Consider the following 15221-nt stretch of genomic DNA (forward strand, 5'->3'; position numbering starts at 1 on the left):
ATAAGGACATCATGATGAAAAAGTTAATCCCCATTTTAGCGTTGGCTTCAGTTTGCGCTGCGTGGGGGTCAACTTTTTTCATGATAAAGGATCATGTTTTGGATGAAATTCCGGCTTCTGACTTCCTGACCGTGCGCTTTATTCTTGCGGCTCTGATTGCTTGCGCGTTGTGGTTTCGGGAACTGCGCACGGCGGGATGGAAGACGCTGGCTCTCGGCTTCGGGGCGGGGGTCCTCTACGGTTTGGGTCAACTCGCGCAAACGTGGGGATTAAACCTGACCTCTCCGGCTACCTCGGGATTCATCACCGCCATGTCCATAGTCTTTGTGCCTTTCGTGGCGTTGATTCTGTTCCAGGAACGTTTCAAGCCAATTACCTGGCTGTGGATGCTACTGGCCGCTCTCGGCTTGGCAGCACTGTCCCTGCAAGGGTGGTCCTTTGGCCTTGGCGAGTTGATAACCCTGCTGGGAGCGCTATTCTTTGCCATCCAGGTGGCCTCTCTCGGCGTAATCGCGCCGGGACGTCCCGCGGGAGCGCTGGCAGCCATGCAGATGGTGGGAACCGCGGCGGTGAACGCTGTTCCGGCGCTTTCGGATGGGGAACTCACCCTGCCGTCCAACGGTGCTGTCTGGGCCAGCCTCATCTATATGGTTCTGGTTTGTGCCGTGGGCGCTCTGTTTGTCCAGACCTGGGCACAAGCGCGGATGTCCTCCACCGAGGCGGCCTTGATTATGGCCTGTGAACCGCTCTTTGCCACCCTTTTTTCGGTAGTGTTCAGCGGGGAAGCCCTGACGTGGCGGCTCCTGGTGGGCGGGACTCTCATCATGGTGGCGATTGTGGCGGCGCAACTGGTCGGGGTCCATCCCGATGCAGAGAAGCCAGTTCCGGACGACAGCCGCAAAACTGTCCCTTTACCCGAGAACCAGACCAGGAAAACTGCCGATTTTAGACATAAAAAGAAAGTAGGAGTTACGTTATGACGAGCATTGATTTGGCCTTGATTCCCGGGGATGGCATCGGTCACGAGGTCGTTCCCGAGGCCGTGAAGGTCCTCAAAAAGGTCCTGGAGGGTGCGGGCGTTGGCTTGAAAACCACCCTCTACGATTTGGGGGCGGCTCGTTACCATCGCGACGGAGTCATTTTGGATGAAGCCACGGAACAAGCCCTACGCTACCACGATGCAATCTTGCTGGGGGCGGTAGGCGATCCCTCGGTGCAGTCTGGAGTGCTGGAACGCGGGCTACTGTTGAAACTGCGATTTGACTTTGACCACTACGTGAATCTGCGCCCTTCCAAGTACTATCCGGGCGTGCCGACCCCGCTGGCGAATCCCGGCAACATCGATTTTGTGGTGGTGCGCGAAGGCACGGAAGGCCTGTACTGCGGTAACGGCGGGGTGTTGCGTCAGGGCACACCGCACGAGATTGCCACCGAAGTGTCCGTGAACACGCGTCTCGGCGTGGAGCGGGTCGTGCGTTACGCTTTTGCGCAGGCTCAGGCGCGGCGCCAGCATCTGACTTACGTGCACAAGCACAATGTGCTGGTCAACGCCGGGCACCTGTGGCGCCGTTGCGTGGAGGAAGTCGGGGAGGAATTTCCAGAAGTCAAAGTCGATTATTTGCACGTCGATGCGGCCACGATTTTCCTGGTCACGAACCCGGCCCGGTTTGACGTAATCGTGACTGATAACCTGTTTGGCGACATCTTGACCGATGAAGCCGGGGCAATCACCGGCGGTATCGGCTTGGCGGCGTCGGGAAACATCAACCCGGAAAAAACCTTCCCCTCCATGTTTGAACCCGTCCACGGCTCCGCCCCAGACATCGCTGGCCAGGGCAAAGCCGACCCGACCGCCACTATTGCGAGTCTGGTGCTGATGCTCAACCACCTGGAATATCCCCAGTTGGCGGCGAACATCCAACGCGCTATCGATGCGGATATGGCCGACCGCGCCGCCGCGTCTGCGACCGGGACACCCCTGGTACGCACCACCAGCGAAATCGGCGACGCGATAGCCGCCGCTCTCTAGGGCTGGTGACCACGAATCCTCGAAAACCCCGAAAATCCTCGGCACCACGTGCCTCGAACCACTCTTACCTATCAACAACCCAATGAAAGAAGAACAACATGAGTAACCTCGAAGAACTCGCGAAACAGCCGCTGCCTAACGCCAATGAACTGGCGGGGCGATTCCCGCACCAGCCTCATGCCCATAGGGCCGACGAAGCCACCTACCGTGAGGTGATGGAAAAACTCGCTTTCGGCCAATCCTTTAGCGATTACATGGCACACGCCCTGTGGACCAAGGACGGCGGCTGGCAGGAAAAGGATTTGCGTCCCTATGGGCCACTGCCGGTGTATCCGGGAACCTCGGTACTGCATTACGGTCAGGAGGTTTTTGAGGGATTAAAGGCGTACCGCCGGGCAGACAACACGATTTGGCTGTTCCGTCCCGCTTTCAACGCAAACCGTTTCAATCAGTCCGCACGCCGCATGGCGCTACCGGAAATCCCGGTAGAGGACTTCGTGGGATCTTGCGTGGATTTGGTGCGTGCCGATGCCCGCTGGGTGCCCGTCAAAGATGGCGCCACCCTGTATCTGCGCCCCTTTATGTATGCCTCGGAGTCTTTCCTGGGGGTGCATCCGGCTCACGAGGTGACCTACCTCAATATCGGTTCGCCGTCAGGGCCCTACTTCGACAACGGTTTTTCACCAGTTTCGATTTATGTGTCTGAGGATTACCACCGCGCCGGACCGGGCGGTACCGGTGAAGCCAAGACTTCCGGTAACTACGCGGCGTCTTTGCAGCCCCAAGAGATTGCGGCGGAAAAGGGCTACGCGCAGGTGTGCTTCCTGGACGGCGAAACGAACACCTATATCGACGAACTGGGCGGCATGAACGTCTTTGTAGTGTATCGCGACGGCAAAGTGGCGACCCCGCAGCTCACGGGGTGCATCTTAGAGGGCGGCACCCGCGGTGCGATTATTCAGGTTCTGGCTGACGAGGGTATTACCGTCAGCGAGGAACGCATCGCCCTGCACCAGCTGTTGGACGACATTCGCTCCGGTAAAGTCGCCGAGTTCCTGGCTTGCGGGACGGCCGCAGTCGTGACCCCGATTGGCAAACTCGGCGGGAAAGACTTTGAGCTGGAGGTTCCCACCGGCCCGATGACCAAGCACATCCACGACATCATCACCGGCATTCAGTGGGGACGCCGCGAGGATCCCCACGGCTGGTGCTACCGGGTGCTGTAGTCTAAACGGTTAATATGGACGATACCTTAGAGGTCGCATTTATTTCGCATTCTGACGCCAGCCAGGGAAATATCCTTTCCGATTCCGAGAGACAGGAATTTGTCGGGCTATTTGCTGGCTGGAGTGAAGAATGCTTGGATTACGAAGAGAACCGGTGCGCTCCTTGGTATTACCATCCGGAGGAACCTTGGTCACGAGACATTCCTAACTTGCTTTCGTGGGTTTACGTAACTTTCCCGGAATCGCAAAAGCCTCCGTTCGCACTGCTGTTTGCGGCGATGTCGCATTGTGTGCGGCTGGTGAAGTCTGCCACCGTCGATGGAGTATTCATAAGGGTTGGTTCGTTTGAGTTTTCCCTCGGCAAGCAAACCGTGTCCTATGGACAATTACCGACAGAGACGAGTTCAGCTATGTCGCGGCTGCAGCGGTTCGTCGGTGCGGTTATCCCGCGGGTGATTTTTCCAGATGTCAGGGGAGAATCGTATCTCGAAATCATTGCAGAGAACTTCCGCAAGCCGCAACAAGCGACGGTAACCATCGAATATGCCGACCAAACTGTTGAACCGTTTTGGGATATATTTTCCGAACTTGTCCAACACCAGGAAAAGCACATATTTTATTGTTCCGAAACCGCCTCGTGCAATCAGGCGGCGTCGAGCACGCCACGTCAGGCTAGCCCGAGTTCGAGACAATCTGATTCACGACAGGTCAAAGTGGACGTTTGGGATCCCATAGTAATCGGGAGGCTGACGCGGATTATTTTCCAAGCTCTGCATTTAGCTAACATCTCGTATCCTCTAGCCATAACTATTGAAAAATGCTAGCCTCCTAGGCCGCAAATAATGTTTTCGCGCCTGCGTCTACGACAACGAAGTGTTTCCAGATAGAACGACGTCTATCTGGAAACACCAAAATCAGCAATCAACTCAGAATGGGCAGCTGGAAGGGGTAGATGTAGACCTGCTGGTTGGAGGCAGCGATGGCTCCGCGGATGCTGTGCCACAAGGTCAGGGCGAACACTGCCAGCCACAGAACCAGAGCCAGCGGAATTAACAGGATGGTAAAGAAAGCAATCCACCCGGCGATACCAGCAATCCACATGGCGACGTTAAAGTTAAACGCTCCAGCCGCAGCGACGCGCACTGCCGGGGAACTGTCCTTTTTCACCAACCAGACGATGAGCGGTCCCAGGAATGACAGCCAGCCGGCGGAAACGGCCATAGCAATGAGGACTGAAAGATGAGCGAACATCGCCCACAAACGTTCATTTTCATTCACTCGAATATTTTTTCATACCACTGGATACAGCTGCAACCGGAAACATAATTCCCCAAATTTGGAACCTTTCCTTCCACCACCGACCCCTTAAAAATAATTCAGAGATGGGGCCTAAGCGCCAGGAAAAATCCGCTAGTGGTGAGACTTAGCTGAGCCTATTGAGGAGGCATCCCCGTCACGACACGCTGTTTCGGGGCGAGCCGTTTCTTGGGTAGCAGCGGAGCTTTGTCCCCTTCCAAGGTCAGCGGCCAGGCGTTGACCACGGCTTGGGCGAAACGACGGGAACGTTCCGAGTTTCCGATCGTGTTGCAGTGTACCCCGTCACCGGTGATGAACCATTCCGGACGCATATCCTTGTCCCACGGGTAAACCCACATATTCGGGTAGCGTTTCTGCTGGTGGTAGAGTTCTGCGTTCCAAGCGTCCATAACATCTTTGGTGTACCACCTGGGTGATCCGTTCGGGTTCACCACGGTCGTAATCCACAGCACCGGGTACTTCGGGCCAATAATGTCCATAGTGGCGCGAATATGGGTGTCATAGTCGGTGCCGCCATAGACATTCATGTTCGCGGCATCGTTCGTTCCCAAGGCAATCACGAAGCACGAGTCCTTATCAATCCCACCGGCGAGGATTTCGCGGATGGAATCGTTTCCGGATGGATATTCCTGGAAGCCCTGATTGGTGGCACGAGCCCCGAAACTTGAGTTGGTAACTTTCGTGGCGCCGGTAGCCGTGTAGGTCTTGGTGGCATTGTCTGCCGGATTGAGTACCCCTGCATCGGTAAACATTGCTAGGGAGGTGGAATCTCCCACATGGATGATTTGGTGGCATCGGGTGTGGCTCGCCGCGAGGGCGCGTGCCTGAGCCGCTTTGCGCTCCCGTTCCGCTTGGGCCTTCGCTAGGGCGGCCTTTTTCGCTTCGAGTTGGTCGTGATAGCTCGTGGCAGCTTCAGTTGGTATTCCGACCAGGGCAAAGATGAGGAAGAAAGCGAGGGGGAAAGACAACAGGGCGTGAGGTAGGGAGGCTTTGCGAGTCAACCACCGCCACAGCGGGACAAAGAATCCATTGCGGCGAATGGGATCTTCGACCAGGATCCAAGATAATGCGGCCAAGCCAATGGTTGCCCCAATGATGACCAGGGCCCTGACAATAGCCGGCACCACCTGCAGAGGAGTGTAAAGGAAAGCGATGAGGGGCATATGCCACAGATACAAGGCGTAAGACCTCTCGCCAATCCAGGCGAGGGGACGCAACGCAAAAAGCTTATATATCCGCGTGTAGCGGTTCGAGATGGCAAAGAGCAGCGCCGCGGTAGCCAGCGAGAGAACCACCAGTAAGCCGTTAAATAAAGCTGGTGAAGAATCAGGAATAAAGATATAAATGGCCAGCACAGCGCCCAGACCAAGCCATCCCAATACTTCAGCCAGGTAGCGATCCTGTCGAAAGATTACCCTGCCGACGAGGGGGCGTGTCGTGTTCGGGTCGGTGGGCCTGATCATGATGATGGCGAGAATGGCACCCACGAGCAGGCCGCCCGCGCGAGTATCGGTGCCCTCGTAGAGGCGGGTGGCGTCCATGCCGAGTGAATATCCGTAGGCTAGCCACACGAAAGAAGCCGCGGCGAGTATCGAGGTGAGGATTACCAGCGGCAGGCGGCGACCGCGGCTGATGACCAGTAGTAATAGCAACACTAGCGGCCAGAACAGATAGAACTGCTCCTCAACAGACAGCGACCACATGTGTTCAAAGGGGCTCTGGGAGAACTGGTCAAAATAGGAATCACCCCAGAAGATGGTGGCCCAGTTATTGACGTAGAAAATAGCGGTGAGCCCGCCGAGACGATAGTCCGGCCAGTTTTCGGCTTTAAAGAACGGCGTTAGTGCCCAGATGACCAGCACCGTTAGGATGACTGCGGGCATTAAGCGGCGCAGACGGCGCAGCCAAAAAGTCTTTAGCCCCAGGTTGCCGCGGCGATACCAGGAACGCATGAGGTTACCGGTGATTAGGAAACCCGAGATGGTAAAGAATACGCCGACACCAGCCAAACCGCCCGGCATCCATCTGAAGCCAAGGTGGTAGCAAATGACACCGAGGACCGCGAGGGTTCTCAAACCATCGATGCCCGGATTGTAGCGCGACTCGTTACCTATTGGCTTTGGCATAGTGGTTGCTATGATACCTTTCCCCAACCGCACAATTTAAACTAGAGCGATTAGGCCGCGAATTTGGGGCTCAATTAATCTCTCGCGGGGGACTTTTGTAACATGGGGACATGAAAACGACGACCCTGCCGATAGAGATATACGACACTACTTTGCGTGACGGTGCCCAGATGGAGGGCATTTCGCTGTCCGTCGCGGACAAGCTGAGTATTGCTCAAGCTCTTGATGATCTGGGGGTTAGCTTTATCGAAGGCGGCTGGCCCGGCGCGATTCCGAAAGATACCGAGTTCTTTGCGCTGGCGTTGTCGAAACTGCAACTGCGCCATGCGACCCTGGCCGCTTTTGGCGCCACCCGCAAGGTGGGTACCAAAGCTAGCGAAGATCCGCAGGTGCTGGCACTGTTGGATTCCGGAGCGCCGGTCATTACCCTGGTGGCAAAATCAGATTTGCGCCACGTCACGGATGCTCTGAAAACCACCGGTCAAGAAAACTTGGCGATGGTGCGCGACACGGTGCAGTTTCTGGTCAAGGCTGGTCGGCGGGTGTTCGTGGATGCCGAACATTATTTTGACGGCTTGACTCACGATGCCCAATATGGGCTGAAAGTGCTGGAAGCCGCCGGACAAGCAGGGGCGGAAGCTGTCGTGCTGTGTGACACCAACGGGGGTAACCTGCCCTCAACCATCGGCGTAAAAGTCGCTGAAGCCCGCGACTATCTGGACAAACACGGCCTTGAGCAGGTCAAAATCGGGATTCATACCCACAATGACACGGGGTGTGCCGTGGCGAACGCTATGGCCGCCGTTGAGGCCGGGGCGGTACAGGTCCAGGGCTGCGTAAACGGCTACGGGGAGCGCACCGGCAACGCCGACATCCTCACCCTTATCGGCAACATTGAAATCAAAATGGGCCGACCCGCCCTTCTGAATGAAAACGGTCTGACCGAGCTGACCCGCACCTCACACCGGGTGGCGGAAATTACGAATCTGCAGCCTTCCAAGCGCCTGCCTTACGTGGGCGATTCCTCGTTTGCGCACAAAGCGGGTCTGCACGCCTCGGCTATCCGCGTGAATCCGGACTTGTATCAGCATATTGATCCCGCGACAGTCGGCAACGATATGCGAATGCTGGTTTCCGAGATGGCGGGACGAGCTTCGGTCCAGCTGAAAGCCAAAGAGATGGGCATCGACCTGTCCGGGACGCCTTACCTGACCGGCCGGGTGGTGGAAGCGGTGAAGGAAAAAGAGTCCCACGGTTACGTTTTCGATGCGGCTGACGCGTCCTTTGAGCTGCTGGTGCGGGCACAAGGCGGGGACTTGCCGACCTATTTTGAGGTGGAGACGTGGCGAACTTTGGTTCAAGCCGGTCGGGCTTCCCTCAGCGAGAACGGCGAAGCGGAGGCTGAAGCCACCGTCAAGCTGCGGACTCGTGACGGCCGCAAAGTCGTCACCGGGGAAGGCAACGGTCCGGTGAACGCGCTGGACCATGCGCTGCGCCAGGCGCTGTCCGGAACGTATCCGGCTATCACCGATTTTGAACTCATCGATTACAAAGTGCGGATTTTAGATACGACCTTTGGCACGGACGCGACCGTGCGCGTGCTGATTACCACCACGAACGGTGAGGCGCAGTGGACCACGGTCGGGGTGGGCGAGGACGTGATTGAAGCGTCCTGGGAAGCCCTGGTTGAGTCTGTGACCTGGGGGTTGATGCATCTCGGGGTGCGTCCCAAAGTCTAGTTTGGTAGGTTCATGCCGTATTTTTCACAAGTTTCCTCGACTGAGTTTTCCAGTCGGGGAAACGTCATTTTTGGCGAATTATGTTGTGACAGCACCAAAAAGGCCGGAAAAAGCCTAAAATGTTAGCGGTGAACAGCGATGATGTTCCATGTCATCGGAAAATTCGATTTACCTGACACGGAAAAATTTTCAAGGAAGGCGGCGTTCTTAGATGTCTAAGAAAAAGGCGGCACCAGTACAAACCGGCGCTACCGTGCAAGTTGGCGAGAGCCTGAAGACTGATGGTAAAAAATTCCCCTTAGGGAAAAAGATGTTCTTGGTCAATATGACTGCAGCTATAGCAGCGATTCTGCTGTTAGCAGTGGAATGGATTGGACTCGGAATTGCGAACTCAGACGTCTCCCAAAAGGACTCCAGTTCGGTGACTTCGCAGGAAATTACCAAACTGGCGGAGGAATGGCGCTCCGCGGAATTCCTCTGGTCGCAGGGCATCTATACCGCTCTGCGCGGTGATCCGAACGCATTGAAAACTTTTGGGGAATATCTCCAGAATCTCGATTCCTTCGACCAACACGTGTCGAATTTCCCCACAGAACAGCTCAGTGCCCAAAATCAGGCCACTTTCGAGACGATAAAATCAGATACCGCATCACTAAATTCCATATTGACGAAGGTCAGCGGATCCGTAACTTCACTGGATGGTCTGCGTGGCGCGGTGGTAGCCGAAGTGGAAAATATCCGTAACGTGTCGACCTCAATCAGCGATAATATCGGGAAACTGAGCGAGGATTTGAACGTCCAAAACCAAGCTGCTAGCGCCAGGATAAAATTTATTCAGCCCCTGACGATTGCGGCAATTATCGTTACCGGTGTGGTGACGTTACTCATCATGCTGTTATTGAACCTTAAGATGTCGCGAGGCTTCGTGAAATCGGCTCAGGAAAGTTCCGCTGCCTTGAATCAACTTTCCCGCAAAGACCTGACCATTCATCCCGCCAAACACACCAATGACGAAATCGGACGTTTGGCGGACAAGCTCGTGGTGGCAGCCGAAAAGTTGCGTAACATTTTTGGTCAAACCGTGACGACAGCCGAGGAAGTGCATGTCACCACGAAAAAGATGGTGGGTGACGGTCATGACCTCATCGGCACTATTGAACAGGCCAGTAACGTGATTACTTCCGTTGCGGCTGCGGCCGAGCAGGTTTCTACGAGCATCGCAACGGTGGCAGCAGCTGCGGAGGAAATGGGTGCCTCGATTCGGGAGATTTCATCGAATGCCAATGAGGCTGCGAAAGTTGCTACGGAAGCTACCGAAGTAGCGGCGCAGACGAACGAAACCGTGACCAAGCTGGGTGAATCCAGCCAAGAAATTGGTGAGGTCATTGAAACGATTACAGCGGTGGCGGAACAGACCAACCTGTTGGCGCTCAACGCTACTATTGAGGCGGCTCGAGCCGGCGACGCTGGCCTCGGGTTTGCGGTTGTGGCTAGTGAGGTAAAGGACTTGGCTGCGGAAACCACGACAGCCACCGCTGACGTAGCCTCACGGATTGAACAGATTCAGGTCGATACCGGTCAAGCGGTCGAGGCCATCAACCAAATTAGTGACATCATTGCTCAAATCAACGATTTCCAGGCCACTATTGCGGCAGCAGTGGAAGAACAAACTGCCACCACCAATGAGATGACCAAATCTATTTCGGAAGCATCCTCCGGATCGACCGAGATTGCTGCCAATATCAACGAGATTGCCCAAACGACTAACAACAGTGCTGCTAACCTGCGTGATTCTGTTGGCAGAGCGGAAGGCGTGGTGAATCAGACCCAAGATTTGAACCAGCAACTTAGCGAATTTACCTACCGGGAAGGACAGTGAGAATCATGACTCAGACGAATCCGGTCAACCAGCTAGGGGAGCAGGGAATGAAGAATCAACCGAATGATACGACGAAACCGCAAAAGGCTTACAAGCGCACCACCCTGTTGAAGCGACTGTTCAGAGGAGCCTTGCCGGGGTTCGTGGGAGTGCTCATCTTGGGGCTAGCCTGCGTGATTACGATGGCTCAGACTAACCACAGCACGAAAGAATACCTAGAGGCATCGACCAACTCGGAAAATCTATCTTTGATGGAAGCTGAGATTTATGAGATTGGTCAGCATCAATACGCTTATGCGCGTTCCGTCTTGGAAGGCCAGCCCGACGAGGAGCAAGCCAAACAGCTGCAAGCCACCCAAGATGCTTTGGAAGATAATGTCCAAACGGTTATCGACACCACGAACTCTGACCAGGTGCGTACGGCAGCTCAAGAAATCATGAAATCTTTCGCTAACCTGCGTGAGGTCGTGGCGCAATCGACTTCGGAATTACAAGCCAGCCAGGGACAAAATTCTGAAACCTTGAACACGGTCGTCCCCCAGACCATCAGCGATATGGTCACTCAGGAAGATCAGCTCACACCACTGCTGAAGCAAGAGCTAGATCAGTCAAAGAAGGACATGGATGACCAACGCCTCCGGGGACTGATTTTTCAGACCATTGTCTTGGTTCTGCTGGTGGTCTTAGCGGTAATAATTATGGGTAAAGTGCGCCGCTCTATCACTCGTTCCGTGGAGTCTGTGGAAACTGTGGTGAAAGGTTTGACTCAAGGTGACTTGACGCGCAGTGCGGTCATCAATTCCAATGATGAGCTGGCGGACATGTCGCGGGCGGTGAATCTATCCAATTCGACCTTGCGAGAGGCCTTTGGGTCGGCGGCTCGCACTTCCGAGGCGGTTCGTTCCGAGTCTGAGACAGTGGTTAATTTGACCTCCAAGACTGCTCAGGCTGCCGCTGATTCGGCCGCACAAGCCACCGCTGTGGCAGGCGCGGCGGAACAGGTTTCCTTCAACGTTCAGACCGTTGCTGCGGGTGCAGAAGAGATGGGGTCGGCTATCCGGGAGATTTCGTCTAACGCTAACGAGGCGGCGCGGGTTGCCCAGGAGGCTACCGAAGCGGCCGCGGTCACCACTGAAACTGTTGAAAAACTGGGCAAATCGTCGAAAGAAATTGACGATGTCATCCACACCATTACCGCTATAGCGGAGCAAACCAACCTGCTGGCGCTCAACGCCACTATTGAGGCGGCGCGAGCTGGCGAAGCGGGTAAGGGCTTTGCGGTAGTTGCCGGTGAGGTGAAGGATTTGGCGGCGGAGACGGCTAAAGCCACCGATGACATCACTGGACGGATTGCCAAGATTCAAGATGACACGGATTCCGCGGTGACGGCTATCCGGCGTATCTCCGAGATTATTTCCCAAATCAACGACTTCCAAACCACGATTGCCGCCGCGGTCGAGGAACAGACTGCCACCACGAATGAGATGGCGCGTTCTGTGACGGAGGCAGCCTCCGGTTCTTCCACGATTGCGACGAATATCGGCCAGTTTGCCGGGGCTGCTAGCCAAGCGGTGGAACCGTTGAACGCCCTGACTGCGACCGCTTCGGATTTGCAGTCCAAAGCCGCGGATTTGCGTGCGGAGCTGGGCAAATTCAAGTATGAATGAGCACGGTCGGGCTGTCTGACCGACTCGCGAAACAACTCAATAGTGAGGTGAAACCTCACGCTGGTGCCCTCCTATGGCTTAAACTTTAGTTATAATCACCCTTGCAGCCAAAGGAGGGCATCAACGTGATTGGTTCGGTCCAGGAGTTCGCTCGCCTGTGCACTTCGGAAAACGAAGAGGACTTCATGCGGGCGATGACGGACGTGGCGCCGACTTTTATCTGGGAGGAAGTCATTCGTACCCGCCCGGAGCTGGCTGAATACGTGGCGCAAGCACAGAATTTGCCCGATACTGTCTTTGAAACCATCGCGCTGTTTGCCCCGTGGCGGGCGCGCTACCTAGTCGCGATGCAGGAGCGCACCCCCGCTTATGTACTCGCTAAACTCGCCAAAGACGGCGATAGCCGGGTGCAAAAGGCGGCGGTAGCTAATGAGCTGACTCCGTTGAAAGTCATTGCCGAGCTGCGTGAGGATGCGAACGAGGAAATCGCCCAGTTGGCGCGCTTGACGTGGACTGAGCGGGCAGAAAAACGTGCGGGTAAGCATTCAGGGCGGCCCGAAGCCACGTGGGATGTTCCCCAACCGCCGGGCAATGCCGAGTCCGAGGGCGGCGAGGTCTCCCGCTACAAGTCATATTTTGACGAGCTGTGTGCTCAGCGCGGCCTGACGGAGGCTGAGGTAGTGCGGGGGTTTGACCCTCGCGATCCACAACTGCCGCTAGCGCCCGAAGAACCGTGGGTGGTTGCTCCCTGGGGTGACGAGGGGTATGTGGTCGGCTCACAGCGCGGTGCCGAGTTCGCTGCCTACGAAGTGTTGCCTGACTTGGAATCGGCGGTTTCCCTGGTCGCCAGGTTAGTGCGGGAAAAGCCCGAAACTAGCGAGTTACCGGGTAACGCCGCCGAGCGCGGTCACCGCACCGCCGTCGGAATCGACGCCCGCACGATTTCCCGTGGCGGGAAACCCGGCTCCAACGAGCTACGTCCCGGCGACCTGCTGGATTGCTTCGACGATGATAAGGCCCAATTCTTGTTTGCTCTGGGCACACCTCTGGCACAGCGGGGGATTCGCCTGAAAAATGAAAAGCCCTACCGAGCTTTTGAGGTCATGGCGCCCCTGCCACTGGCAGTTTTGGAGGGACTCACCGCAAAAACTCCGCGTAATCCGGGGGGCGGAGCGATTGTGGTTTTGGACAAGCCCCTGCGGTGGTATCTGGACCACAACTTCCTGCGTGAACTGCGTTAATTTCTCATACTGAGACAGCAATTTCGTAAAGTGAAACCCGTGGTACCATGGGACTGTGTCGCAAACCATGCTGCTGTTGCCTAACCGCGTAGGGCTCTGAATCAGCCAGGCCCCCTGCGCGGAGTTCTCGCGTGCCTGGCAACTTAGATAAAAGCAACAGCAGTAAAGGATTTTCACCATGCGTACCTCTGGATTCACCAATCGTCAGCAAATCTCCGGAATGCCTTACGGCAAATATCGCCCGTTCCTGGAGACGAACCCCATCTCACTTCCTGACCGAACCTGGCCTAACAACCGGATTACGAAAGCACCGCGCTGGTTGTCCACCGACCTGCGGGACGGCAACCAAGCCCTCATTGAGCCGATGGACTCCGCGCGCAAACGCGAAATGTTTGACCTCCTGGTGCGCCTGGGGTTCAAAGAAATCGAAATCGGTTTCCCGGCCGCTTCCCAAACAGACTTTGACTTCGTGCGTTCCTTGGTCGAGGACGATGCCATTCCCGAGGACGTGACCTGCTCAGTCCTGTCGCAATCCCGCCCGGAACTCCTGGAACGCACCCTACAAGCCATTAAGGGATACCATCGCGCCACCGTACACCTTTACAACGCAACTGCCCCGGTTTTTCGCCAAGTCGTGTTTCACAACGACAAGGCGCAGACCATCGAGATGGCGGTGTCCGGCACTCGTGAGGTCATCGCCGGAGCCGAAAAGATCCTGGGGGACGACACGATTTTCGGTTACGAATACTCCCCGGAGATTTTCGTGGATACCGAAATCGACTTTGCCCTGGAAGTTTGCGAAGCGGTCATGGAAGTGTGGCAGCCCGACAGTGAGCGGGAAATTATCCTGAACCTGCCGACCACGGTGGAACGCTGCACGCCCAACGTTTACGCTGACCAAATCGAATACTTCTGCCGCCACATCTCACACCGTGAACACGTCTGTATTTCCGCCCACAACCACAACGACCGCGGCACCGGCATCGCGACCGCCGAACTGGCCCAGATGGCTGGCGCTGACCGAGTCGAAGGATGCTTGCTGGGCCAAGGCGAACGAACCGGCAACGTTGACTTGGTCACCTTGGCGATGAACCTCTTTAGCCAAGGCATCGACCCGCAACTGGATCTGTCCAACCTCGATGAAGTCCGCCGAATTGTCGAGGGCTGCACCCGTATGTCCACCCCGCCGCGGCTGCCCTACGTGGGAGACCTGGTCTATACGTCCTTCTCCGGTTCCCACCAGGACGCCATTAAGAAAGGCTTTGCCGCGCGCGAACAGAAGGTTCGGGACGCCGGTGGAGATGAAAACCAAGTCATTTGGGAACTACCCTACCTGCCTATTGACCCTCACGATGTGGGGCGCAACTACGAAGCTATCGTCCGGGTGAATTCGCAATCCGGCAAGGGCGGTATCGCTTACTTGATGAAGGAAAAGCATCACCTCGACCTGCCGCGCCGCCTGCAAATCGAGTTCTCGAAAATCGTGCAGCGCACGACCGACCGTTTCGGCGGTGAACTCGAGGCGAACGACCTGTGGCAGATTTTTGCTGATGAATACTTGCCGGCATCCCAAGCGGGGATTGACTCGCGTCACTGGGGGCGTTTCTTCCTCGATGGGGCGCACGTTTCTTCCGTCCCCTCGGCTTCTGGCGGGGACACGGAAGTCTCCATTACGCTGAACGACCGCGGCGCAAAACTCCAGCTGGAATCATTCGGCAACGGTCCTATTGACGCTTTCGTCCATGCCTTTGAACAGATGGGCATGGAAGTGCGGATTCTGGATTACGTGGAGCACGCGTTGAGCGCCGGGCGGGACGCCACCGCCGCGGCCTATGTCGAGGCTGTAGTGGACGGCGAGGTGCTGTGGGGGGTCGGCATTGATTCCTCGACTATTCGTGCCGCTTATAAGGCCGTAATCTCAGCGATTAACCGGGCACAGCGCCAATCCCAAGTCACGGATAGCTCCGTTCCTTTTCCCTGAAGATTGAACCGCGAGG

The 15221-nt window shown here is 56.1% G+C and carries 11 protein-coding genes; 9 read left to right on the forward strand and 2 right to left on the reverse strand.

Annotated features, from left to right (window positions below):
* Positions 1 to 14 precede the first annotated feature (14 nt).
* The 4 genes from Q0X47_RS04630 (at position 15) to Q0X47_RS04645 (ending at position 4079) form a co-directional block, all read left to right on the forward strand.
* On the forward strand, positions 15 to 980 hold the full coding sequence (locus Q0X47_RS04630; RefSeq protein WP_297723441.1) for a DMT family transporter: 966 nt from the start codon (positions 15 to 17) through the stop codon (positions 978 to 980).
* On the forward strand, positions 977 to 2029 hold the full coding sequence (locus Q0X47_RS04635; protein ID WP_297723381.1) for a 3-isopropylmalate dehydrogenase: 1053 nt from the start codon (positions 977 to 979) through the stop codon (positions 2027 to 2029). The genes Q0X47_RS04630 and Q0X47_RS04635 overlap by 4 nt, the downstream gene beginning before the upstream one ends.
* Before the next feature lie 98 nt (positions 2030 to 2127).
* A complete protein-coding gene (locus tag Q0X47_RS04640; protein WP_297723383.1) occupies positions 2128 to 3255 on the forward strand; it encodes a branched-chain amino acid aminotransferase in 1128 nt (375 codons plus the stop codon).
* A gap of 14 nt (positions 3256 to 3269) precedes the next feature.
* The gene (locus tag Q0X47_RS04645) at positions 3270 to 4079 is read left to right on the forward strand and encodes a hypothetical protein (RefSeq protein WP_297723385.1); all 810 of its coding nucleotides are present in this window, start codon (positions 3270 to 3272) and stop codon (positions 4077 to 4079) included.
* A 97-nt stretch (positions 4080 to 4176) separates the two neighbouring features.
* Here the strand turns inward: Q0X47_RS04645 and Q0X47_RS04650 are convergent, their stop codons facing one another.
* Both Q0X47_RS04650 and Q0X47_RS04655 read right to left on the reverse strand, forming a co-directional pair.
* Positions 4177 to 4533: a DUF4870 domain-containing protein gene (locus Q0X47_RS04650; protein ID WP_297723387.1), complete on the reverse strand. Its 357-nt coding sequence runs from the start codon at positions 4531 to 4533 to the stop codon at positions 4177 to 4179.
* Between the two features lie 155 nt (positions 4534 to 4688).
* Positions 4689 to 6698: an acyltransferase family protein gene (locus Q0X47_RS04655; RefSeq protein ID WP_297723389.1), complete on the reverse strand. Its 2010-nt coding sequence runs from the start codon at positions 6696 to 6698 to the stop codon at positions 4689 to 4691.
* 110 nt (positions 6699 to 6808) lie between these two features.
* Here Q0X47_RS04655 and cimA point away from each other — a divergent pair, with 110 nt between their 5' ends.
* The 5 genes from cimA (at position 6809) to leuA (ending at position 15205) form a co-directional block, all read left to right on the forward strand.
* On the forward strand, positions 6809 to 8437 hold the full coding sequence (gene cimA, locus Q0X47_RS04660; RefSeq protein ID WP_297723391.1) for a citramalate synthase: 1629 nt from the start codon (positions 6809 to 6811) through the stop codon (positions 8435 to 8437).
* 211 nt (positions 8438 to 8648) lie between these two features.
* Positions 8649 to 10316 carry a methyl-accepting chemotaxis protein gene (locus Q0X47_RS04665; protein ID WP_297723393.1) on the forward strand — a complete coding sequence of 556 codons (1668 nt, stop codon included), beginning with the start codon at positions 8649 to 8651 and terminating at the stop codon, positions 10314 to 10316.
* A gap of 5 nt (positions 10317 to 10321) precedes the next feature.
* On the forward strand, positions 10322 to 11983 hold the full coding sequence (locus tag Q0X47_RS04670; RefSeq protein WP_297723395.1) for a methyl-accepting chemotaxis protein: 1662 nt from the start codon (positions 10322 to 10324) through the stop codon (positions 11981 to 11983).
* A 101-nt stretch (positions 11984 to 12084) separates the two neighbouring features.
* Positions 12085 to 13224 carry a TNT domain-containing protein gene (locus Q0X47_RS04675; RefSeq protein WP_297723397.1) on the forward strand — a complete coding sequence of 380 codons (1140 nt, stop codon included), beginning with the start codon at positions 12085 to 12087 and terminating at the stop codon, positions 13222 to 13224.
* Between the two features lie 178 nt (positions 13225 to 13402).
* A complete protein-coding gene (leuA, locus tag Q0X47_RS04680) occupies positions 13403 to 15205 on the forward strand; it encodes a 2-isopropylmalate synthase (RefSeq protein WP_297723399.1) in 1803 nt (600 codons plus the stop codon).
* Positions 15206 to 15221 lie beyond the last annotated feature (16 nt).

The organism is uncultured Mobiluncus sp., assembly GCF_947254095.1.
Classification (GTDB): domain Bacteria; phylum Actinomycetota; class Actinomycetes; order Actinomycetales; family Actinomycetaceae; genus Mobiluncus.